Source organism: Dactylosporangium siamense, from assembly GCF_016862795.1.
In the GTDB taxonomy this organism is placed as follows: domain Bacteria; phylum Actinomycetota; class Actinomycetes; order Mycobacteriales; family Micromonosporaceae; genus Dactylosporangium; species Dactylosporangium siamense.
The window spans coordinates 64,973-87,644 of the sequence record NZ_BONQ01000151.1; the positions used below are offsets into that span (position 1 = coordinate 64,973).

Here is a 22,672-nt window from a genome sequence, read left to right on the forward strand (position 1 = left end):
GCGTTGATCAAGGAGCTCCCCTCTCCGGTGGTCATGCGTCCGATGCTAGGAGCCCCCCGGTCAGTGGATGGCCGTGGGGGTATGGCCGACGTCACCTGATGGACTAGGGCATAATGCGTTGCCGTTCGTATGGTTGCGGGCATGACCGTGGATCGAGCCAACGCTCTGACCTCGCGCTGGGCGGCCGCATCGGACGGCCCGGCGGTGTTCTCCGGCGCGGGGGTCTACCCGCTGCTCGCCCTGCTCGCCGGGGTGGCATCCGGCCCCGCCCGGGACGAGCTGCGCGCCGTCGCGCCCTCCGCCCTGAACCTTCCGCCGGTCGATGGCGTCAGCGCGGCGCTCGGCGTCTGGACCCGCCATGACCTCCCCCTCTCCCCCGGCTGGGACCCGGGCACCCGGCTGTCCGGGGACCCCTCAATCGACCAGCCGCGGCTGGACGCGTGGGCCTTCGCCGAGACCGGCGGGCGCATCCCGGCGCTGCCCGTCGCCGTCGACGAGGACACCGGCGTCGTCCTCGCCTCGGCGCTGTCCGTCGTCACCGAGTGGGTCCAGCCGTTCGACAACGGTGTCATGTCCCCGGCCGCCGGCCCCTGGTCCGGCCGGACCCTCGCCGCCCTGCACCGCAGGCACGCCGCCAGCGACGCCCTGCGGCCACTGCGGGTCCTCGACGGAGCTGTCACGCTGCTCACCGTCGAGGGCGGGGACGACATCGACGTGCTGCTCGCCATCGGTGCCGACGCCGCCACCCCCGGATCCGTCCTCGCCGCCGCGATCGACGGCTTCGCCCGGTCCACGCCGGCGACGACCGGGCCCGGCATCACCGCACAGGAGGTCGACGCCACCGACCCGGCGCCGGAGCTCCTCGTCAGCCTGCCGGCGTTCGACCTGGCCGCGGGCCACGACCTCCTCGCCGACCCGGACCTGTTCGGGCTGCGCACCGCCTCCCGGGACGGCACGTTCCCCGGCATCAGCCCCGTCGACCTGGCCGTGTCCTCGGCCCGGCAGCAGGCCGTCGCCAGCTTCACCGCCCTGGGCTTCCAGGCCGCGACGGTGACGGCCCTCGCCATGTACCCCCTGGCCTACCGCCCGCCGACCGCGCGGAAGCTGCGGGTGACGGTCACCTTCGACCGGCCGTTCGGGTTCCTCGCCGTGCACCGCCCCACCGGGCTCGTCCTCGTCGCCGGCTGGGTGCGCGACCCGGCAGACTGGACCCCGTGACGATCGCCGCCGCCAACGCCCTGACCGCCGCCTGGGCCCGCACCATCACCGGCGGGACCGTGCTGTCCGGCGCCGGGCTGTACCCGTTGCTGCACCTCCTCGCGACCGCCGCCGACGGGGCGGCCCGCGACGAGCTGCTCGCCGTGGCCGCGACGCCGCTGCCGTGGCCGTCCGGGGACGCGGTCCGGGCCGCGACCGGGCTGTGGGCGCGCGCCGACGTCCCGCTCGGCCCCGCCGCGGCGGGCCTCGTCGCGGGCGTGCTCACCGGCGACCGGGCGCCGCTGGACGCGTGGGCGGCCGAGCGGACCGGCGGGCTGGTGCCGCGGATGCCGGTCACCGTCGACTCCTCCACGCGCCTCGTCCTGGCCTCCGCCCTGGCCGTCACCACCACGTGGGACCTGCCGTTCAACGACGGCTGGCTGTGGCCCTCCCCCGGCCCCTGGGCCGGGCGGCGCCTCACCGAGCTGTCCCGGTTCGACCCGGACCTCGGCACCGTCCGGGTCGTCGACTCCCCCGCCGGGCCGCTGACGACGGTCACCGTGCACGGCGGCGACGACCTCGACGTGGTGCTGCTCCTCGGTGCGCCGGACCCGACGCCCGGCTCCGTCGTGGCCGCCGGCATCACCACCCTCGACGCGCCCTCGCTGCCCCTGGAAGGGCCCGGGATCCGGCACCACCGGTGGCCCGCCGGGCCCGGGGTCTACCTGCGGCTGCCCAGGTTCACCGTCGGCGGCGACCACGACCTGCTAAACCACGCGGACCTCTTCGGCCTGCGCAGCGCCACGGACGCCGGCCGGGGGCACTTCCCCGGCATCGGCCCCGCGGACCTCGCCGTGCAGCAGGCCGCGCAGGCGGCGACCGCGACGTTCACGGCCGTCGGGTTCAAGGCCGCCGCGGTCACCGTGGTCGCGATGATGGCCGGCGGCGCCGCGACCGGCGCCCCGCACGACCAGGTGGAGGTCACGTTCGACCGGCCGTTCGGCTTCCTCACCGTCCACCGGCCGACGGGGCTGGTCCTGTTCGCCGGCTGGGTCGACGACCCGGAGCCGTCCCCCTCCTCCTCCAACGACGTGCTTGTCTGACGTCTCGGCCCCCACCGGCGCCGTGTCCCGCGACATACTGCTGGCATGCGGAGGAGCCTCGCGACCCTCGCCGTCGCGGTGACCGTGACCGGCTGTGCGGCGGTGGACGACCACGCCCCGCCGCCGGGCGACCGTTCCTGGGCCGCGGTGGCCGCGGGCCCCCTCTCGCCCCGGCACGACGCGCTCGGCGTGTGGGACGGCCGGCGGTTCGTCGTCGTGGGCGGCTCGGCGGGCGTGCCGTGCCCGCCCCAGGCGGACTGCGCGCCGACGCCCGCCCTGACCGACGGCGCCGCGTACGACCCGGCGGCCGGCACCTGGCAGCCGATCCCCGCGGCCCCCGTGCCGCTGGGCCCCGGCGACCAGCTCGTCGCCGCCGGCGGCCGGCTCTACGCGCTGACCCGTGACGCGGCGTTCCTGGGGTACGACGGCGCCGCCTGGACGACGCTTCCGTCGCCGCCGGGTGCCGGGCAGCTGCTCGACGCGGGCGGCACGCCGGTGCTCGTCGCCGGCACCGACGAGCACGGCGCGACCGTGGACGCGGCGTTCGACGCCGCGAAAGGCGCGTGGCGGGTGCTGCCCGACGACCCGCTCGGCCCGTCGTTCAACCGGATGGCGGTGTGGGCCGGCGACCGGCTGCTGCTGGCCGCGGAGGACCTCGTCCCGGACCCCGGCGCCACCAAGCCGTCGCTGGTGCGGCTGGCCGCCCTCGACGCGGCGCTGACGACGTGGGCGGCGCCCACCGGCACCGAGGTCCTGCACTCCAGCCTGGCGGTGGCGGCCGGCACGGTCGTGTGGACCGGCACCGGCCACGCCGACGGCGGGCAGGTGGGCAACTGGGGCCGCGCCTACCCCGAGGGCGGCCTGCTCACCGTCGCCACCGGGCAGTGGCGGCCGCTGCCGCAGCCGCCGCGGCCGGCCGGTTCGCTGCCGATCGACCCGGCGCTCAGCACCGGCGGCCGGGTCACCGTCGGCGGCCACCTGCTCGACCCGGCGACCGGCGACTGGCTGCGCGTGTCGGACCCGCCCGGCGGCCAGCGGTTCGCCGCGACCCTGGTGGCCGGCCCGGACCTGCTCTTCCTCTGGGGCGGCGCGGTCGAGCACGACGCCGGGCGCAACCTCGGCGACGGCCACCTGCTGCGGGTCTAGCCGCTTTCGGTGGGCTCGGCCGTGGGCTCTCCGGTGGTCGCTTCCGCGGTTTCTTCGGTGGTCGCTTCCGCGGATTCTTCGGTGGTCTCTTCCGCGGTTTCGTCGGTGGGGCGTCGCCAGCGGGCCGGGGTCTCGCCGCGGGCCTGCATTTCCTTCCACTTCGCGAACGGGTCGTAGTCGACCTCGAGCGGCTCCTGCGCGGGGCGGTCCGCCTCCGGCACGTGCACCAGGTTGAGCCGGATGCGGGTCCAGAGGCTGTTGATGCCGCGCATCGAGTCGACGAGCACGTCGGCGGGCTCCAGCAGCGGCCACACCGCCGGGTGCCGGGCCTTCCACCGTTCGAGGCCCGCCAGGGCCTCCTCCTTCGTCGCGGCCCGGGCGATCTCGATCAGGGGCATGCTCGGCGTCCGGCGGCCCGTGCCCTTCTTCGCCGGCGCCTGCTTCTTGTAGGTCGCCGCGAGCTCGAGCAGCGCCGTCAGGTCCCCGCGGCTGTCCTCGATGCCGGCCCACGCGTCCGGCCGGCCCTGGACGGACTCCATCGTGTACGCGGCCGGGTCGCACCCCGGCACCTCGTCCCAGGTGAGCGGGGTGGAGACGCGGGCCTCCTCGGAGGGGCGCACCGAGTAGCCGGATGCCGTCGTGTGGTCCTTCGCGTTCTGGTTGTAGTCGACGAAGACCCCGTGCCGCTCCTCCTTCCACCAGGCGCCGGTCGCGATGTCCGGGGCCCGGCGGGCCACCTCCCTGGCGAAGCCCTCCGCCGCCCGCCGCACCTCGGCGAAGGTCCAGTTCGGCTGGATCCGGGCGTACACGTGAAACCCGCGCGAACCGGAGGTCTTCGGCCATCCGACCAGCCCGTGGTCGGCGAGGACGTCCCGGGCGACCAGCGCCACCTCGACGACCTGCGACCACGGCACGCCCGGCACCGGGTCCAGGTCGATGCGCAGCTCGTCGGGGTGATCGACGTCCTCGGCGAGGACCGAGTGCGTGTGCAGCTCCAGGCAGCCGAGGTTGACCACCCAGGCGAGCTGGGCGGCGTCGCGCAGGACGACCTCCTCGGCGGTGCGGCCCGACGGGTACCGCAGCTGCGCCGTCTCGATCCACTCGGGCCGTTTCTCCGGCGCGCGCTTCTGGAAGAACGCCTCGCCCTCGATGCCGTTGACGTAGCGCTTCAACGCCATCGGCCGCCCGCCGGCGCCGCGCAGGGCGCCCTCGGCGACGGCGACGTAGTAGCGCACGACGTCGAGCTTGGTGCGGCCGGACTTCGGGAAGTACACCTTGTCGGGGTTGGTGACGGTCACCTCACGCCCGGCGACCTCGAGGACTTCCTTGCTGCTGCTCGCCATACGGCGACCCTACTTGTCGGCGGTCGGATCCTCGCCCCGGTCGAGCGCGTCCCACAACTGCGTCTGTCCTGGTTTCGGGGTGGTCTCCGGCCGCTCGTACCGCGCGCCCATCTCCGGCCAGGTGTCACTGCTCCTGATCGCGACACCGCCGGCGGCCGTGATCGTCGCCGCGGCGACCAGCGTCAGGATCGGCCAGCCCACGTCGATGCGGTGCTGCAGGGTCTCGAGCACCGCGCCGATGATGCCGATGCCCGTGAGCGCGAGGAGGCCGCCGACGACGGTCCGCAGCTTCCTCCTGGTCGCCAGCAGTGCACCGGCGCCGGCGAGACCGACCGCGCCGAGCGCCGGCAGCCACGGCGACATCTCCGAGCCCGTCCGGTAGTCGGTCATCGGCGGCAGCGGCGACACCTGATGCGTCATGACCGCGTCCCAGTTGCGGGTCGCGGCGAACAGCACGACCGCCGACGCGACCGCGGTCGCGAGCGTCGTGAGGGTCAGGCCCCGTCGTCCGTTCATCGGGCCGGTCGCAAGGTTTCGGCGGTCGCGATCGCGGCGAGGACGGCGGCGGCCTTGTTCCTGGTCTCCGTCTCCTCGGCCAGGGGGTCCGAGTCGGCCACGATCCCGGCGCCCGCCTGCACGTACGCCATCCGGTCCCGCATCAGCGCGGTCCGGATCGCGATGGCGGTGTCCATGTCGCCGCCGAACCCGAAGTAGCCGACGACACCGCCGTACAGGCCGCGCCGGGTCGGTTCGAGCTCCTCGATGATCTCCATCGCCCGGACCTTCGGCGCCCCGGACAGGGTCCCGGCCGGGAACGTCGCGGCCAGGGTGTCGAACGCGGTCCGGTCGTCGTTGAGCTCGCCGACGACCGTGGACACGATGTGCATGACGTGGCTGTAGCGCTCGACCGTCATGAACTCGGGCACCTCGACGGTCCCCGGCTTGCAGACCCGGCCCAGGTCGTTGCGGGCCAGGTCGACGAGCATCACGTGCTCGGCGCGTTCCTTCGGGTCGGCGAGCAGGTCCGCGGCGAGGGCGTTGTCCTCCTCGGGTGTCGCGCCCCGCCACCTGGTCCCCGCGATCGGGTGCAGCAGCGCGCGCCGCCCGTCGACCTTGACGTGCACCTCCGGCGACGAGCCGACGACGTCGAAGCCTTCGAAGCGCAGCAGGTACATGTACGGGCTCGGGTTCGTGGAGCGCAGCACCCGGTACACGTCGAGCGGGTCGGCGTCCGTGGCCCGCTCGAACCGCTGGGCGACCACGATCTGGAAGCACTCCCCGGCCCGGATCGCCTCCTTGGCCGCCTCGACCGCCTTCGGGTAACCCCCCTTTTCGGTCCGGCTGACGGTTTCGCCGCTGGCTACCTTGTCCACTGTGGACACCATCGGCGGGGTCGGCCTGGACAGCGCGCTCGTCATCGCGTCGAGGCGGCCGATCGCCTGGTGGTACGCCGCCGTGACGGTCGCCTCGTCGGCGCCCCTGTCCGGCAGGATCGCGTTGGCGATGAGCAGCGCCGCGCCCTCGAAGTGGTCCAGGGCCACCAGGTCCGTCGCCAGCATCATGCCCAGCTCGGGGTGGTGCAGGTCGTCCTCGGCGAGCTCCGGCAGCTTCTCGAACCGCCGGACCGCGTCATAGGAGAGGAACCCGACCAACCCGCCCGACAGCGGTGGCAGGTTGAGGTGTCCGAGGTCGGCGTCGTCCCCCGTGAGCGCTTCGACGGTCTTTCTGAGGACGTGCGTCGGGTCGCCCTCCGTCGGGATGTTGGCCGGCGGGTCGCCGAGCCAGTGCGCGCCGCCGTCCCGCTCGATCAGGGTGGCCGTGCTGCGCACGCCGATGAAGCTGTACCGCGACCAGACCGCACCCGCGGCCCCGGCGCCCTGCTCGGCGGACTCGAGCAGGAACGTGCCCGGCCCGCCGGCGAGCTTGCGGTACACCCCGACCGGCGTCTCCCCGTCGGCGAGCAGCCGCCGCGTCACCGGCACCACCCGCCGGGTCCTGGCGAGCTCACGGAACGTCGCCTCGTCGGGCGCCACGGCACCGGTCGTCACTGTGCGCTCTCCAAGCTCAGCGGGGTGTAGAAGCAGGTGTGGTTGCCCGTGTGGCAGGCCGACCCGGTCTGCTCGACCGTGACCAGCAGCGTGTCGCCGTCACAGTCGATCGCGACCGACCGGACATGCTGGGCGTGCCCGGACGTCTCGCCCTTCACCCAGTACTCCTTGCGGCCGCGCGACCAGTACGTCGCCCGACCCGTCGTCAACGTCCGGTGCAACGCCTCGTCGTCCATCCAGGCCAACATCAACACCTGCCCGGTCCCGTGCTCCTGCACGATCGCAGGCACCAACCCGGCCTCGTTACGCAGCAGACGGTCCGCGACTTCTGGATCAAGGTTCGACGACACGTCGTTAATTCTCCCGCACGGCCCTCTCTCGCCGGTTTGGGGTCTATGGCTGGTCGTGTTTGCGGAGTACCTTGACGGTGCGCCGCACGGAAGTCTGGGCGGTCGCTCATCCCTCCCCGCCTGCCGTCGGCCGACCCTCCTCGCCCGGGGGTCCCGCCTGCCGTCGGCTCGGCGGCATCGGGCCGGGCGCCGTTCGGCCTCCCGGCGTCCGCGACCCCAGCGCTGAGCCCACAGCAGTCTGAGCGGGTGGCCCCTCCCCCCGTTCGGACCGAGCGGACGGAGGACCCCGCCCATGTATCCCAACTTCACCCCGCCGAACGACCAGTCGAGCCCCTCCCCGGAAGTCACGACCCCACCGGGCGTCCCCGAGCAGCGCCAGCCCGTCGAGGACATCACCCCACCGGTCGAGGCCGCTGCCGACGCATCCCCGGAATCCGCCGCTTCCGCAGCGGTGGCTGAGGAGTCCCCGGAGTCCTCGGTTTCGGCGGAGGAGGCCGAGCCGGCACTGGCGGACACCGCGGCGATCACGGTCGCCGTGCCCGATGACATCTCCGACATCGTCGGCCCGGCCGACGAGGATGCCGCCGCCACCGACGAGGAGCCGGCCGCTGGGGTCGACGCAGACGCCGCCGAGTCCGTCCCGACCGCCGACCTCCAAGCGACCGACACCCTCACCACCGTTGACGACCCGGAGACGGCCGAAGCGGCCCTCGACGCGACGGAGGCCGACGCGCTCTCCGACTCGGCCGTCGAAGAGGTCGCGGCCGGGTCGGAGACCGCCGACGAGCCCGAGGCCGTCGAAGAGGTCGCGGCTGAAACCACCGACGAGCCTGAGGCCCTGGAGGAGATCTCCGCCGAGGAGACCACCGCAGACGAGGAACCGGCCGCCGAAGCCGACACCGAAGAGACCGACGCCGTCGACGAGGCCCAGGCCATCGTGGAAGCCGACGAGCCCGAGGCCGTCGAAGAGGTCTCCGCCGAAGAAGCCGACGCTGCCGAGGAACCGGCCGCCGAAACCGACACCGAGGAAGCTGCCGCCGTCGACGAGGCCGCAGCCGAGTCAGAAGCCGTCGAAGAGCCCGAGGCCGTCGAAGAGGTCTCCGCCGAGGAGACCGACGCTGACGAGGAACCGGCCGCCGAAGCCGACGCTGACGCCGCCGACACCACCGAAGAGCCAGAGGCCGTCGACGAGGCCGCAGCCGAGCCAGAAGCCGTCGAAGAGCCCGAGGCCGTCGAAGAGGTCTCCGCCGAAGAGACCGACGCTGCCGAGGAACCGGCCGCCGAAACCGACACCGAGGAAACCGACACCACCGAAGAGCCAGAGGCCGTCGACGAGGCCGCAGCCGAGCCAGAGACCGCCGAAGAGCCCGAAGCCGTCGAAGAGGTCCCCACCGAGGAAGCAGCCGCTGACGAGGAACCGGCCGCGGAAGCCGACGCCGAGGACGAGCCCGCCGCGGAAGCCGAGACCACCGACGAGCCCGAAGCAGTCGAAGAGGTCCCCACCGAGGAAGCTGCCGCAGACGAAGAACCGGCCGCCGAAGCCGACGCTGACGCCGCCGACACCACCGACGCCGTCGAAGAGGCCGCCGCGGAGGACGAGCCCACCGCAGAGGCCGACGAAGCCGAAGCCTCCGACGAGCCCGAGGCTCTGGAGGAGGTCTCCGCCGAGGAGACCGACGCCGTAGACGAGGAGCCGGCCGCTGAGGCCGACGCTGACGAGGCGGACGCCGTAGACGAGGAGCCGGCCGCCGAGGCCGACGCTGAAGTGGCCGACGCCGTCGAAGAGGCCGCAGCCGAGGACGAGCCGACCGCGGAGGCCGAGGAAGGCGAGCCCGAGGCCCTGGAAGAGGTTGCCGCCGAGGACTCGACCGCCGACGCCGACGCCGACGCCGACGCCGACGCCGAGGAAGCTGACACCACCGACGAACCCGAGGCTGTCGAAGAGGCGGCCATCGAGGACGAGGCTGTCGAAGAGGCCGTCGCCGAGGACGAGCCGGTCGCGGAGGCTGAGGACGAGGCCGCCGCTGAGGAGCCGGCGGCCGAGTCGGAGTCCGACGAGGAGCCCGAGGCCGTGGTCGAGGAGACCACCGACGAAGCGGTCGCTGAGGACGACGCCGCCGATGACGAGCCGGAAGCCGAAGCCGCGGTCGACACCGACGCAGAGGCCGCTGCCGACGAAGCCGCGGCCGACGACGAGGCTGGTGAGCCCGAGGCTGAGGCCACGGTCGAAGAGGAGCCGGTGGCCGAGACGGCCGACGACGAGCCGGACGCTGAGGCCGAAGGCACCACCGAGGAAGCAGCCGACGACGAAGCCGTCGCCGAGGACGAGCCGGAAGCCGAAGCCACCGCCGAGGATGAGCCGGACGCTGAAGCCGAAGACACCACCGAGGAAGCAGCCGCCGACGAAGCCGTCGCCGAGGACGAGCCGGAAGCCGAAGCCACCGCCGAGGACGAGCCGGACGCTGAAGTCGAGGAGGCCGCCGCGGAGACCGACCTGGACGTCGAGGCGGCCGGCGAGGACGACGAGCCGGAGGCCGCAGCGACCGAGGACGCGGACGGCGACGTTGCCGAGGACGCCGTGGCAGAGGCCGACGACGAGACCGACGCCGCCGACACGGAGGACGAGGCGGACGGCACCGAACCGGCCGCGGAGGACGAGACCCCGGCAGACGTCCTGGCCGAGGCCATCGACAGCGGCGTCGACAACAGCGACGACAGCGGCGCCGACGACGTCGACCTGGTTGCCGACGTCGACGAGCTGACCGCCGGCGCCGTCGAGACCAGCGACGAAGCCGAGGCCGAGCCCACCGCTGAGGCCGACAGCGACGACGACGAGCCCGTCGCCGAGGCCGACAGCGACGACGAGGACGACGAGCCCGTCGCCGCAGCCGAGGCTGACGATGACGAGGACGACGAGGCCACGGAGCCGACCGCCGAAGCCGAGGACGCCGAGGCCGACACCGAGGCCGACGAGGAGCCCGCAGCCGAGGCCGACACCGACGAGGACGAAGACGACGAAGACGACGAGCCCACCGCCGAAGCCGAGGCTGACGAGGACGAGGACGAGGACGACGAGCCTGTCGCCGAAGCGAGCGACGACGACGCCGACGAGGAGGTGGACGAGGAGGACGACGAGCTCGAGTACGCGGCCGTCGCAGCCCTCCCCCTCCGCCCCGGTGACGTGAACGAGCAGCGGATCGTGCTGTGGAAGCCGAAGCGGGCGGACAAGTTCCGGTCGCGGCTGGTGAAGGCGGAGTCGAAGTTCGTCGACGACCCGGTGAAGGCGTTGACGCGGGCGTCCGCGGTGGTGAGTGACGCCATCGAGACACTTGCGGAGAAGTTGCAGGAGCAGCAGCTCGCGATCGACCCGCACCGGACGGCGAAGCACCCGGACACCGAGGCGCTGCGGGTGGCGTTGCGGCAGTACAAGGAGTTCCTGGAGCGCGTCCTGGCGCTCTAGCCACGAAGAGCGACACGACCCGGCGACGGGGAGAACGGGGCGGACCGAGGTATCGGTCCGCCCCGATTTCGTGTTTGACGCACCTCCAAGATTTCATTTACCGTTGAGTTCATCAGCCGTTGAGTTATTTCCTGACCGGAGGAATCGAAGATGACCAACGCGATCGAGGTCGAGCACCTCGTCGTCGCGCGCGGCAAACGACGGGTGTTGCACGACTTCACCTGCTCGGTGCCCAGCGGGAGCGTCACGGGGCTGCTCGGACCGAGCGGCAGCGGCAAGACCACGTTCATGCGCGCGGTCGTCGGCGTGCAGCAGATCGTCAGCGGCACGGTGACGGTGCTGGGGCACCCGGCGGGGTCGAAGCCGCTGCGGGACAAGGTGGGCTACCTGACGCAGGCGCCGAGCGTCTACGCCGACCTGACCGTCAAGGAGAACGCGCGGTACTTCGCCTCCCTGTACGGGCTGGGCGCCGCCGAGGCCGACGCGGCCGTGTCCGACGTGGGGCTGAGCCAGGCGAAGGACCAGCTCGTCGGGACGCTCTCCGGCGGCCAGCGGGCCCGCGCCTCCCTGGCCTGCGCGATCGTGAGCAAGCCGCAGCTGCTCGTGCTGGACGAACCCACCGTCGGACAGGACCCGGTGCTGCGCAACGAGCTGTGGCAACGGTTCCACGCCCTGGCCAGGGCCGGCTCGACGCTGCTGGTGTCGAGTCACGTGATGGACGAGGCGGGGCGCTGCGACCGGCTCCTGCTGGTCCGCGAGGGACTGCTCATCGCCGACGAGTCGCCCGCCGCCGTGCGGGAGCGGGCCGGCACCGACGATCTGGAAGAGGCGTTCCTGCGACTCGTGCAAGCCCAGGAGTCCGTCCAGGAATCAGACAAAGAGAAGGTGGCCTGAGCCATGTCCGCCCGTTTGACGTTCGCGACCGCCGGCCGCATCCTGCGGCAGCTCCGGCACGACCGGCGCACGATCGCGCTGATCCTCGTCGTGCCGACGGTGCTGCTGACGCTCCTGCGCTACCTGTACGACAACAATCCCCTGCTGTTCGACCGCATCGGCCTGATCATGCTGGGCGTGTTCCCCCTCGTGATCATGTTCCTGCTGACCAGCGTGGCGATGCTCCGCGAACGGACCACCGGCACCCTCGAGCGGCTGCTCACCACCCCGATCGGCAAGGTCGACATCCTGCTCGGCTACGGCATCGCGTTCGCCGTCGCCGCAGCGGTGCAGGCAACGATCGCGTCGGCGCTCGCGTACCTCCTCCTCGGCCTGGACACCCTCGGACCGGCGTGGCTCGTCGGCGTGATCGCGGTCGGCAACTCGGTGCTCGGCATGGCGCTCGGTCTGCTCGTGAGCGCGTTCGCCAACAGCGAGTTCCAGGCCGTGCAGTTCATGCCCGCGGTGGTCCTGCCGCAGGTGCTGCTCTGCGGGCTGCTGCAGCCCCGCGACCAGATGGCCGGCTGGCTGCAGGCGATCAGTGACGTCCTGCCCATGTCCTACGCGGTGCAGGCACTCACCGAACTCGGCGCCAACACCGAACCGACCGGCGTCATGTGGCGGGACCTCGGCGTCATCGTCGGGTGCGTCATCGTGGCACTCTTGCTCGGTGCGGCCACGCTGCGCCGACGTACCCCCTGAACGACGGCCCCCGGAACGACGGAAAGAGGCACATGGCTCGCACCGGACGACGCCCCGGCAACCAGGACACCCGCCAGGCGATCCTGAGCGCCGCCCGCCAGGCGTTCGCCGAGCGCGGCTACGACGGAGCGTCCATCCGCCAGATCGCGACCAGCGCCGGGGTCGACCCGGCGCTGGTGCACCACTACTTCGGCGCGAAGGACAAGCTGTTCCTCGCCACGATGGAAGCGCCGATCGACCCCGGTGAGGTGATCCCGAAGATCTTCGAGGCGGGCCTCGACGGCGTCGGCGAGCGGCTCGTCCGCACGTTCCTCGGCGTGTGGGACTCCCCGGCCGGCTCCTCGGCGGCGGCCCTGTTCCGCAGCGCCCTGCAGCACGAGTGGTCCGCGCGGATGCTGCGCGAGTTCCTGGTCACCCAGGTCCTGCGCCGGGCGATCGGCCACCTGCAGCTCGACCCCGCCGAGGCCCCGCGCCGCGCCGCCCTGGTCGCGTCGCAGATGGCGGGCATCGTCATGGTCCGCTACATCCTCAAGGTCGAGCCGATGGCCTCGATGTCCCAGGAGGAGCTCGTGCACAGCATCGCGCCGACGATCCAGCGATACCTCTCCGAGCCCCTGTACTCGCCCGCGCCCGACTAGTCGTCCACGTCGGCGCAGTGCATCCTGGCCTGCGGCGTCAGGAGCAGACCGACCAGCCCGGCGGCGCAGCACACCGGCACCACCGCGAACGGCAGCGGCGCCGGCAGCAGCCACGTCAGCAGCGGCGCCATCGTGCCGACGAACGCCCAGAACACCAGGCTCGCCAGCCAGGCCCAGTGCTCGCCGCGCTTGATCCGCGTGCCGAGGAACACCAGCACCACCGCCAGCGGAAACAGGAACAGCACCGCATTGAAGAACAGCACGAAGTCGAGATAGCCGGTGCCACCCTGGTTGACCGGGTCGACCTGCATCCCCGACAGCAGCACCCCGAGCGCCGTGAGCGCGAGGGTCAACATGACGCCGCCGATCGCGTTGAACCCGGTCACCGCGACCCGGACCTGCATCGGCACATATCGACGCCCCCCGGCTGGCACATCAGCCACTCTAGGTCCTGAGGCGCACGTCACCACCCCGACGCGCGGCGGTTCCATCGATCGCCCGGGGCTGACGGTTGTCCAGATCCATACCGGCATTCCGACCAGACCGGCACCAGGTGCCTCCGGTGCGGTGGCGATGATCTCGGACCGCGGATCGGCAGCTGGTTGATCGCCCGCGCGGCGTGCTCTGCTTGCCGGTTGTCACGATGCCTTGCTGGGCCTTGATGTGCCGAGGTCGAAGAACGTCGGTTCCGGCTGCGACAGGGACCTTCAGGACCTTCAGGATCCGCCCGACGATCTGCAGCACCTGCTCGAGCACCGCAGGAATTGACGCCGCGGCGTCGCACCGGACGCTGGTCGGGCCGTTGCCGGGTAGGCGGTCAGGTAGGTCATTGCCCATCGGGCGATCGCGGGCCGGTCGAGTTCACCGTTGTCCGTGAGCGGGAGTGCGGCCACCGCATGCACTTCGCTGGGCTGCAGGTAGGCCGGCAGCCAGACGTGCGCGTGGTCGATGGCCGCACGGCGGGCATCGACGCTGGTGTCGACGCCGACCACGAACGCGACGAGCCTGTCGCCGACGATCGTGGCCGCGCACGAGCGCACGTACGGATGTGTGCGGAGCATCTGCTCGACGTCGCCGAGCTCCACGCGGTGTCCCCGGAGCTTGACCTGGTTGTCGTCGCGGCCGATGTACGTCAGCGTGCCGTCGGGCCGCTGGGAGACGAGGTCACCGGTGCGGTACCACCGGCACCCTTGGTCGTCGACGACGAACCGGGCCGCCGTCAACTGGGGCTGCCTCGCGTATCCGCGGGCGACACCGACACCGCCGACCAGCAGATCGCCGGGAACACCGGCCGGCACGTCACGCCCGTCGCCGTCAACGACCCGCACGAGCACATTGGGCAGCGGCACGCCGATGTCGATGTCCTCGCCGGGTACGCACACGCCGACGGTGACGGCGACGGTCGCCTCGGTGGGTCCGTACCAGTTGAGCACGCGCCGGGCCGCTGACGTCCATCGCCGCACCAGGTCGGGGTGGCAGCGCTCCCCGACCGACACGACGGTGCGCAGCGCTGGCAGGTCAACGACGGGAACCGCGTCCAGCACCGACGGCGTCAGCGTGACCACCTCGACCGCGTGGCGTCGCAGCACTCCGGCGAGCGCTGCACCACGGACCCGGGCCGCGTCGGGCGCCAGGACCAGCGTGCCACCGGCGGAGAGGGTCAAGAAGATCTCGCACATCGCCGCGTCCCAGCTGAGGGCCGCGAACTGCAGCACCCGGGTGCCCACGCCCACGCCGAAGGTCTCGGCCAGCGCTGCGGCCATGTTCGCCGCACCCTGGTGCTCGACCAGGACTCCCCGCGGCACGCCGGTCGAGCGGGAGGTGAACACGACGTAGCACAACGAGTCACCGTCGATCCCCGCCAGCACCCCTGGCGCTGCCGACGGAGAGTATTCGGCGTCGAGTACGCGGATCCCCTGCTCGCTCAGGATGAGCGACACGTCGCAGGCAGCCGTCATCTGGTCCAGGCACTGTTGGGGCCAGTCGGGGTCGAGGTACAGCACGGCAGCGCCAGACCACAAAACGCCCAGCAGGTGCACGAGACCGGCCATCGACCGCGGGAACGACAGGCCGACGACCTGATCCCGGCCAGCACCGAGCTGCAGCAGATATCCGCCCACCCGCTCCGCCCGCTCGATCAACTCCCGGTAGCTGAAGATGTGGTTGCCGTCGATGACCGCAGGCATGTCCGGTCGGCGCTGCGCGTGATGCCAGATCCGATCGTGGATGAGGCTCTCACCCATGTTGGTCGACACCATCAATTGCCCCCGTCCTTCTTGGTGGCGGCGATGTCGCCTACGGACGCTTGATCATCGACGTGGCGGCGGCGCGACCATTCAGTGCACAACGACTCGGCTTCGAAGCTCTGTCGGTGCCGTGAGCGCTCCTCGTCCCCGGGACGGTGTGTACCTGGGGACGAGGAGCGTCGGGCGGGGTCGTCGCTGGGCCGCATGCGGCCTAGCAGCCCAACGGCGACCGGCGAAGCGGAGCGATGAGATGGCACCCGCGGCCGCTTCATCGCACCCCCGTTCACCCGATTCACAGTTCCGCCCGCGATCAGGACGATCGATGGCCAGTCTGCGAGCATGTGCCGCCTCGGACGTTGCCAATCCGGATCACCCTGTGGCCAATGCGCCTCAAGTACCCCTTGAAGAGCCGGACGGGGTTGTCCTGGCCGCAGGTCGAGTTCGTCATGGTCGCCTCCTGGAACTATGCCGGCGCGCGATCTCCTGCCTGGTCGAGACTTCCGGGTCAGCGCACATCGGCCGCGTTGGATAGGCTCACGTCGGCGAATGTGCTCGCGTCACGGGCACCGGCGCGCCCGGGCTGGTCGGTGTCCATTGCCGACGGCCTCACGGCTGCGGTCCGCCAGGAACTGTCCTGGAGCACCGGGAACGGTCCTGGAGTACGGGGGTGTGATCGGAGATGCTGGCGACGCACACTGTGGACCTGTCACCACTCCCGCCAGCTGACCGCTTCGACTACTGGTCGGAACTCGTGGCCAAAGAGATCGCACCCAACCAGATCGCCAGCACGCACGCCCATGACTTCGACGCCCGAATGCGACTGACAGGCTTGGGGCCGCTCACGCTTACGTCGCTCTCGTTCCCGTCGCTCACCACTCGTAGGACGACGCGGCTGATTCGTCGATCCGACCCGGAGCAGTACCACCTGGCGCTGTTGACGTCAGGCGTCGGCACGGTTCAGCAGGACCGCCGCGAGGCAGCCATCCAGCCGGGACATTTCACACTGTTGACCAGCTCCCGCCCGTACGAGGCGTCCCACGGCATTCCAGCCGTGCGGCCGGAACCCGTGAGCTCCGTCGTCGCCGTCATCCCGCACTCGCACCTGCCCATCCCTCACCACAAGGTCAGCGCCCTGTTCGGTGCGTCCCTGCCATCGGACAGCGGGATGGGCGCCCTGCTCGCGCGACACCTGCAACACATCGCCGCGCACCCTGACCAGTTCGACACGTCTGAAGCCGGCTTCCTCGGCAACACCACCCTCGACCTGATCGCCGCCATGCTCGCCCAGCAACTGAACGCCGTGGGATCCCTGCCCAGCGATGTCCGGCACGGGCTGCTGCGCTCCCGCATCGACGCGTTCATCGATGACAACATCGGGGACCCGACGTTGGGCCCGCAAACGATCGCTGCTGCGCACAACATCTCAACGTCCACGCTCCATCGCCTCTTCCGGACCGAGATGACCCCGGTCGCCGAGCTGATCCGCACGCGCCGCTTGCAACGCTGCCGGCGTGACTTGGCCAATCCCGCCCTGCGCGGTAAGCCCGCCCACGCCATCGGGGCGCGCTGGGGATACCCCGACAGATCCCACTTCAACAGGGCATTCATTGCTAAATACGGCATGTCGCCCACCGAGTATCGCCAGCAGTAGATCCTGCCGGCAGGACGCTCGCGCATCGACTGACGCCTCCCGACGACGCCGATCGAACCCCATCTTTCAAGATCTGTAGTCAGCGGGCGTCCCAGGACGTCTGATGCCCCGCGTGTTGCCTTTCAGCGTCACCTTGTTGCCAGCGCGGATCAGATGCGACTCCGGGCGAGGACGAGGCAACTGCGGGCAAGGCGCTGCGATCTATATTGCTGTGCGGTGCTGCGGGCAAACATGGGCGCCAACCGGGCAGATCTGAAAGGCGTCGTAATGGCGGTTTTGATGACGCAGGTGCCGAAGGTCCGCCTCTATTCGAACATTCGCGCGCTGCGAGACCCGTTGACCTTCCTGGAGAACGTCACCGAAAAACACCAGGGCGGCGTGGTGTCGCTACAGCTCAGGCCAGGGTTCGCTCCGTACCTCGTCGGGGATCCCGACCTTGTCCAGCAGGTTTGGCACGGCTCGCGAGAGACGTACCTGCGCAAGGGCATGATGTGGGAGGTGATGGATCGGCTACAGGGCACCTCGGGAATCGCGTCGGAGGGCGAGGCCTGGCGGCTCAGTCACGACGTTCTGATGCCCATCTTCACCGGCCCGACGATCAGGGCGATGATCCCCACGATTGCCGCTGCGGTCAATGCAACACTCGATGACCTGGCGGTACGAGCCGACCAGCCGGTCAGGCTCGTTTCGGAGATGATGGAAGTTACCCACCGCGTGTTCGGTGCGACGTTTTTCGGCAGTCGGATGTCGGTGTCGCAGGCCCGGCAGGTCAGCGTGGGCATCGACGCCTCGTTCCGGGCGATCCAGTCCCGGATCGCGGTCCCGGGTGCTCCGGACTGGTTTCCGATGCCCGGCGATCGGCGCTTCCGCCAGCTCCGGGCCATGGTCGACAGCGTCGTGTACCCGGTGGCGAAACGGGCCCGGTTGGAGCCGGCCAGCACCGACGTCATCTCTCTGCTCGCCCACGCAACCGACGCCGCCGGCGACCATGTCGACATCGAGCTCGTCCGCAACAACCTCGTCGGCCTCAGCATCGCCGGCACAGAAACGACAGCGCTCACGCTGACCTGGGCACTGATCGCTCTGGCGGGCCGGCCGGAGATCGCCGCGAGGGTGCAATCCGAGGTCGACACGGTCGTGGGCCACGGCCAGCGGGTAACGCCGGAACACCTGGACGGCCTCGCCTACACCGAGATGGTGCTGAACGAGACCTTGCGGCTCTGGCCGCCGGGGTGGATGCTTCCCCGCGGTGTCGTCCAGGCCGATGTCCTCGACGGCGTCCCCATGGTCCCCGGAGACACCGTGATCGTCTCCCCGTACCTGACGCAGCGCATGGCGTCGCTGTGGCCGGATCCCCACCGGTTCGACCCCGAGCGGTGGGCGCCCGACGCCGCCAAGCAACACCCCTATGCCTGGTTTCCGTTCGGCGGCGGCGTGCATCGCTGTCTGGGCAGGCATTTCTTCGCCTACGAGGCGAAACTTGCGCTGGCTGCGATGCTCGCCCGGTTCGATGTACGGGTCGACGCCCCCAAGGGCGTCGCTCCGATGGTGTCCGCGGCCCTCAAACCACGCCACCCGGTGTGGCTGCACCTGACACCCAGGTGAACCCCCGGGGTTGCGGGCTTCGGGATCAGCACGACGGCCGTCGTCCCGCCGTACGCCGATTCCTTGAGCTGGACCCGGATCCCGTGCCGCTCGGCGGGCCGGCTCACCACGAACAGCCCCAGCCGCGCGGCGCTGCCCAGGGTGAACTCGGGCTGGCTGGCGATGCGCTGGTTCAGCTCGGCGAGCTCATCGGGCGCGATGCCCAGGCCCGGTCCTCCACCTCCGGCACGTAGCCGGCACCGACCAGCTGGTCCTTGATGTGGACCTCGGTGTGCGGCGGCGAGAACGACAGCGCGTTCTCGACCAGTTCGGCGAGCAGGTGGCTCACGTCGCTGACCGCCCGGCCGGCCAGGTCGACCGGCCCGAACGGGTACACCGTGACCCGCGCGGAGTCCTCGACCTCCGCGATGGCGCCGCGGACGATGCCGGCCATCGGGATCGTGCGCCGCCAGACGCGGCCCGGGCTCGACCCGGCCAGCACGATGAGGTTCTCCGGGGTGCGCCGCAAACGGGTGGAGAGGTGGTCTACGCGGAACAGTCCGGCGCTTGAGGCGGCGGGCGACCCTCGCGAGTCGACGAGCATCGCCCACCTCGCCGCGGCCCTCGACGCCATCTGTGGGCGTGGACGAGGCCGCGGGGTGGGCGAGGTCAGCGGGTCTGTTCGAGCCAGGACGCGTACAACCGGCCGTAGATCGAGTCGGGGTCCGTGACGAGGTCGGCGTGCGGGCCGCGCTGCACCACGTGCCCCTTGTCGACGACGATGACCTCGTCGGCGCTCTGTGCAGTCGACAGCCGGTGCGCGATCGCGATCGTCGTCCGCCCGCGGGTCACCGCGTCGAGGGTGCGCTGGAGGCGGACCTCGGTCGCGGGGTCGACGGCGCTGGTGGCCTCGTCGAGGACCAGCAGGTCGGGGTCGGCGACATACGCGCGGGCCAGCGCGACGAGCTGCCGCTCACCCACGGACAGTGCCTCGCCGCGCTCGCCGACCTGGGTCTGCAGCCCGTCGCTGAGCCCGTCGACCCAGTCGATGAGGCCCAGCTCGGTGAACGCCAGCTCCAGGTCGACGTCGCTCAGGTCGGGCCGGGCGAAGCGGACGTTGTCGGCGACGGACGCGTCGAAGAGGAACCCGTCCTGCGGAACCATGACGACGCGGCTGCGCAGCGAGTCGAACCGCACCTCGGTCAGCGGCACCCCGGACAGCAGCACGCCGCCGGTGGTGGGGTCCATGAGCCGGGTCAGCAGCTTCGCGAACGTGGTCTTGCCGCTGCCGGTCTCGCCGACGACGGCGACGCGGGTGCGGGCGGTCACGGTCAGGTCGACGTCGGTGAGGACCTCGGGGCCGTCCGGATACGCGAAGTGCACATGGTCGAACCGCACGTCGACCGCGCCCTCGGGCAGGTCCCGGCCGGCCGCGCCGGGGTCGGCGACGTCCGGCGACGTCTCGATGATGTCCAGGACGCGGCGCCAGCCGGCGATCGCGTTCTGCGCCTCGTTGAGCACCTCGGTGGCGACCTGCACCGGCTGGACGAACAGCGTGGCGAGGAACAGGAACGCGGTCAGCTGCCCGATGCTCAGCTGGCCGTCGACGCCGAGGAGGGTGCCGATGACGATCACGCTGCCGAGCGCGAGGCCGGCCGCGAACTCGCCGAAGCTCATGCTGATCACGTTGTTGGTCTGCGCGCGGAACTGGGCGCGGCGGCTGCGGTCGATGGCCGTGTCGAGCCGCTCGGCGGTGCGGTGCTGCACACCGTAGGCCCGCACGACGGGCGCGCCGACGACGCTCTCCGCGATCGCGCCGAGCATCGCGCCGATGCTCTCCCGCACGTCGAGGTAGAGGACGCTGAGCCGGCGCTGGAAGTGCCGGACGACGAAGACCAGCGGCGCGAACGCGACGATCACGACCAGCGTCAGCTGCCACGAGTAGAAGAACATCACGGCGGTGGTGACGATCAGCTGGCCGAGGCTGATCAGGAAGATCAGGCCCCCGAACTGCAGGAACTGGCTGATCTGGTCGACGTCGCCGGTGACCCGGGAGACGAGGGCGCCGCGCCGCTCCGACTGCTGGTGCAGCATCGACAGGTCGTGGATGTGCCGGAACGTGCGGGTGCGGATGCCCGCGAGCGCGGTCTCGCTGACGGTGAACAGCCGCACGTTCATCAGCGCGGCGCTGAGCATCGTCAGGAACAGCACGCCGGCCGTGATCGACACGATGACCGTGAGCACGCCGACGTCGGGGCCGCCGGGCGCGCGCAGCCCCTTGTCGATGCCCTGCTGGATGGCGACCGGGATCGCGACCCGGCCGGCGGTGGCGAGGACGGCGAGACCGAGGGTGCCGGCCAGCCCGGTGAACAGCTCCGGCGACAGGCTCAGCCCGCGCCGCAGCACGCCCGCCTTGGCAAGATCAGGGGTGGCCGTGGTCATGCGGTCACGCTCTCCTCGTCGTCGAACACGTGCTCCCGTTCCTTCTCCGCCTCGGCCTTCTCGTAGGCCGTGACCAGGTCGGCGTAGCCGGGCACGGTGGCGAGCAGGTCGGCGTGGGTGCCGCGGGCGGCGACCCGGCCCCGCTCGAGATAGACGACCTCGTCGGCGAGGGCGATCGTCGCCCGCCGATACGCCACGACGAGGATCGACGCCTGCCGGTCCTCGTCACGGCGCAGCGCGGCGAGGATCGCGGCCTCGACGCGCGGGTCGACGGCGCTGGTCGCGTCGTCGAGGACGAGCAGCCGCGGCGCGCCGGCCAGGGCCCGGGCGATGGTGAGGCGCTGCCGCTGCCCGCCGGACAGTGACGTGCCCCGCTCCCCGACCTTGGTGTCGAGGCCCTCGCCGAGCTGGCCGACGAACCCGTCGGCCTGGGCGAGCCGCAGCGCCGACCAGGCCGCCTCGTCGTCGACGGGATGCCCGGCGGCGGTGCGCCGGTCGAGGGTCACGTTGCCCCGCACGGTGTCGTCGAAGACGAACGGCACCTGCGCGACCAGCGCGACCGTGCCGACGAGCGCCTCCTGGGTCAGGTCGCGGGCGTCGACGCCGTCGAGCCGGACGACACCGGTGTGCGGGTCGACGAGGCGGGCGGCGAGGCCGGCGACCGTCGACTTGCCGGAGCCGGTCGAGCCGACGAGGGCGACGGTCCGCCCGGCCGGCACCTCGAACGTGACGCCGCTGAGCACGTCGCCGCCCGGTTCGCCGTCGGCGTCGGTGTAGGCGAAGTGGACGTCGTCGAAGCGCAGCGCCGCCGGCTTGTGCACCTCGGGCAGCGTGGTCGAGCCATAGGCCATGTCGCCCTCGGCGTCCAGCACGTGCCGGATCCGCTCCCAGCCGACGACGCTGCGGGGCAGCTCGGCGAGGACCCAGCCGATGGCCCGGACCGGGAACGCGAGGACCGTGAACAGGAACGCGACGCTGACCACCTCGGCGACCTCGACCGCGCCCTGCCGGAAGCGCAGCCCGCCGACGACGAGCACGGCGAGGGTGCCGATGCTCGGCAGCGCGTCGAGCACCGGGTCGAACACCGCCCGCACCCGCCCGACCTGGATCGTGGCGTCGCGCAGCTCGACCGTCCTGGCGGCGAACCGCTCGGTCTCGGCGGCCTCCCGGCCCATCGTCTTGACCACGAGCGCGCCGTCGAAGCTCTCGTGCGCGACGGCGCTCACCTCTGCCCGCAGCTGCTGGGACCGGGCGACGCGGGGCGCCATCCGGCGCGAATAGGCGACGTTGACCCCGAGCAGCGTCGGGAAGATCGCGACGCCGACGAGTGCGAGGGCCCAGTCGGTGGCGAAGAGCGAGGCGATCGCGGCGACGAGCATGACCACGGTGCCGACCGCCATCGGGAACGGCGCGATCGGATACCAGGCGGACTCGACGTCGGCGTTGGCGTTGGACAGCAGGGTGCCGGTCGCGTGCCGCTGGTGCCATTCGAGGGGCAGCCGCAGGTAACGCCGGGTGACGGCCTGCCGGTAGCGCGCCTGGAGGCGGAACTGCATGGCGCCCGCGCCGAGCCGCCGGCCGAAGATGCCGATGATCTTGCCGATGCTGACCGCGAGGATCGCGACGCCGCCGAGCAGCAGCGTGCCGAACGTGACGTGCCGCTCGTCGATCGCGGGGAGGGCGATCTCGCCGACCACCCAGCCGGAGACGAACGCGGTGGCGATGGTGAGCAGGCTGAACACCACACTGCCGGCGACCGAGATCGCGAACATGTGAGGCTCGTCACGAACGGCACGGCCGAGCACCCACAGCCCCTTGAGAAGCACCTT

The 22,672-nt window shown here is 71.6% G+C and carries 18 protein-coding genes; 9 read left to right on the forward strand and 9 right to left on the reverse strand.

Features of this window, described 5'->3' with window-relative positions; all coding sequences use genetic code 11:
* The first annotated feature begins 141 nt into the window (after nucleotides 1-141).
* Genes Dsi01nite_RS46260 through Dsi01nite_RS46270 form a run of 3 tightly spaced genes read left to right on the forward strand, consistent with a single transcriptional unit; the run spans nucleotide 142 to nucleotide 3,446 of the window.
* Complete coding sequence (locus Dsi01nite_RS46260; protein WP_203852831.1) at nucleotides 142-1,218, forward strand: serpin family protein; 1,077 nt, start codon at nucleotides 142-144, stop codon at nucleotides 1,216-1,218.
* Complete coding sequence (locus Dsi01nite_RS46265) at nucleotides 1,215-2,300, forward strand: serpin family protein (protein ID WP_203852832.1); 1,086 nt, start codon at nucleotides 1,215-1,217, stop codon at nucleotides 2,298-2,300. The genes Dsi01nite_RS46260 and Dsi01nite_RS46265 overlap by 4 nt, the downstream gene beginning before the upstream one ends.
* 45 nt (nucleotides 2,301-2,345) lie before the next feature.
* Complete coding sequence (locus tag Dsi01nite_RS46270) at nucleotides 2,346-3,446, forward strand: Kelch repeat-containing protein (protein WP_203852833.1); 1,101 nt, start codon at nucleotides 2,346-2,348, stop codon at nucleotides 3,444-3,446.
* On the opposite strand, the gene ligD is transcribed toward Dsi01nite_RS46270, so the two are convergent.
* Genes ligD through hisI form a run of 4 tightly spaced genes read right to left on the reverse strand, consistent with a single transcriptional unit; the run spans nucleotide 3,443 to nucleotide 7,187 of the window.
* Entirely contained in the window at nucleotides 3,443-4,789 is a 1,347-nt protein-coding gene (gene ligD, locus Dsi01nite_RS46275) for a non-homologous end-joining DNA ligase (protein WP_203852834.1), read from the reverse strand. The two genes, Dsi01nite_RS46270 and ligD, sit on opposite strands and share 4 nt — an antisense overlap.
* A gap of 9 nt (nucleotides 4,790-4,798) precedes the next feature.
* Nucleotides 4,799-5,305 carry a Trp biosynthesis-associated membrane protein gene (locus Dsi01nite_RS46280; protein ID WP_203852835.1) on the reverse strand — a complete coding sequence of 169 codons (507 nt, stop codon included), beginning with the start codon at nucleotides 5,303-5,305 and terminating at the stop codon, nucleotides 4,799-4,801.
* A complete protein-coding gene (locus tag Dsi01nite_RS46285) occupies nucleotides 5,302-6,837 on the reverse strand; it encodes an anthranilate synthase component I (RefSeq protein ID WP_203852836.1) in 1,536 nt (511 codons plus the stop codon). The genes Dsi01nite_RS46280 and Dsi01nite_RS46285 overlap by 4 nt, the downstream gene beginning before the upstream one ends.
* Entirely contained in the window at nucleotides 6,834-7,187 is a 354-nt protein-coding gene (gene hisI, locus Dsi01nite_RS57890) for a phosphoribosyl-AMP cyclohydrolase (protein WP_308442137.1), read from the reverse strand. The genes Dsi01nite_RS46285 and hisI overlap by 4 nt, the downstream gene beginning before the upstream one ends.
* Nucleotides 7,188-7,479: 292 nt before the next feature.
* On the opposite strand from hisI, the gene Dsi01nite_RS46295 reads away from it, so the two are divergent.
* From Dsi01nite_RS46295 to Dsi01nite_RS46310, 4 genes are all read left to right on the forward strand, one after another.
* On the forward strand, nucleotides 7,480-10,647 hold the full coding sequence (locus Dsi01nite_RS46295; RefSeq protein WP_203852838.1) for a midas domain-containing protein: 3,168 nt from the start codon (nucleotides 7,480-7,482) through the stop codon (nucleotides 10,645-10,647).
* Nucleotides 10,648-10,797: 150 nt separating this feature from the next.
* A complete protein-coding gene (locus Dsi01nite_RS46300; RefSeq protein WP_203852839.1) occupies nucleotides 10,798-11,541 on the forward strand; it encodes an ABC transporter ATP-binding protein in 744 nt (247 codons plus the stop codon).
* Between the two features lie 3 nt (nucleotides 11,542-11,544).
* Complete coding sequence (locus Dsi01nite_RS46305; protein WP_203852840.1) at nucleotides 11,545-12,282, forward strand: ABC transporter permease; 738 nt, start codon at nucleotides 11,545-11,547, stop codon at nucleotides 12,280-12,282.
* A 32-nt stretch (nucleotides 12,283-12,314) separates the two neighbouring features.
* Complete coding sequence (locus Dsi01nite_RS46310) at nucleotides 12,315-12,920, forward strand: TetR/AcrR family transcriptional regulator (protein WP_203852841.1); 606 nt, start codon at nucleotides 12,315-12,317, stop codon at nucleotides 12,918-12,920.
* On the opposite strand, the gene Dsi01nite_RS46315 is transcribed toward Dsi01nite_RS46310, so the two are convergent.
* Both Dsi01nite_RS46315 and Dsi01nite_RS46320 read right to left on the reverse strand, forming a co-directional pair.
* Entirely contained in the window at nucleotides 12,917-13,354 is a 438-nt protein-coding gene (locus Dsi01nite_RS46315) for a hypothetical protein (RefSeq protein WP_203852842.1), read from the reverse strand. The two genes, Dsi01nite_RS46310 and Dsi01nite_RS46315, sit on opposite strands and share 4 nt — an antisense overlap.
* Before the next feature lie 282 nt (nucleotides 13,355-13,636).
* Nucleotides 13,637-15,163 carry an amino acid adenylation domain-containing protein gene (locus Dsi01nite_RS46320; RefSeq protein WP_203852843.1) on the reverse strand — a complete coding sequence of 509 codons (1,527 nt, stop codon included), beginning with the start codon at nucleotides 15,161-15,163 and terminating at the stop codon, nucleotides 13,637-13,639.
* Nucleotides 15,164-15,845: 682 nt separating this feature from the next.
* On the opposite strand from Dsi01nite_RS46320, the gene Dsi01nite_RS46325 reads away from it, so the two are divergent.
* Nucleotides 15,846-16,817, forward strand: coding sequence for an AraC-like ligand-binding domain-containing protein (locus tag Dsi01nite_RS46325; RefSeq protein WP_203852844.1), 972 nt, complete (start codon nucleotides 15,846-15,848; stop codon nucleotides 16,815-16,817).
* A gap of 216 nt (nucleotides 16,818-17,033) precedes the next feature.
* Complete coding sequence (locus tag Dsi01nite_RS46330) at nucleotides 17,034-18,422, forward strand: cytochrome P450 (RefSeq protein ID WP_203852845.1); 1,389 nt, start codon at nucleotides 17,034-17,036, stop codon at nucleotides 18,420-18,422.
* A 172-nt stretch (nucleotides 18,423-18,594) separates the two neighbouring features.
* On the opposite strand, the gene Dsi01nite_RS46335 is transcribed toward Dsi01nite_RS46330, so the two are convergent.
* The 3 genes from Dsi01nite_RS46335 to Dsi01nite_RS46345 form a co-directional block, all read right to left on the reverse strand.
* Nucleotides 18,595-19,005 (reverse strand): histidine kinase, encoded by a 411-nt coding sequence (locus Dsi01nite_RS46335; protein WP_203852846.1) that lies wholly within the window; start codon nucleotides 19,003-19,005, stop codon nucleotides 18,595-18,597.
* 65 nt (nucleotides 19,006-19,070) lie between these two features.
* The gene (locus Dsi01nite_RS46340; protein ID WP_203852847.1) at nucleotides 19,071-20,843 is read right to left on the reverse strand and encodes an ABC transporter ATP-binding protein; all 1,773 of its coding nucleotides are present in this window, start codon (nucleotides 20,841-20,843) and stop codon (nucleotides 19,071-19,073) included.
* Complete coding sequence (locus Dsi01nite_RS46345) at nucleotides 20,840-22,669, reverse strand: ABC transporter ATP-binding protein (protein ID WP_239136749.1); 1,830 nt, start codon at nucleotides 22,667-22,669, stop codon at nucleotides 20,840-20,842. Before Dsi01nite_RS46345 ends, Dsi01nite_RS46340 begins: the two co-directional genes overlap by 4 nt.
* Nucleotides 22,670-22,672 lie beyond the last annotated feature (3 nt).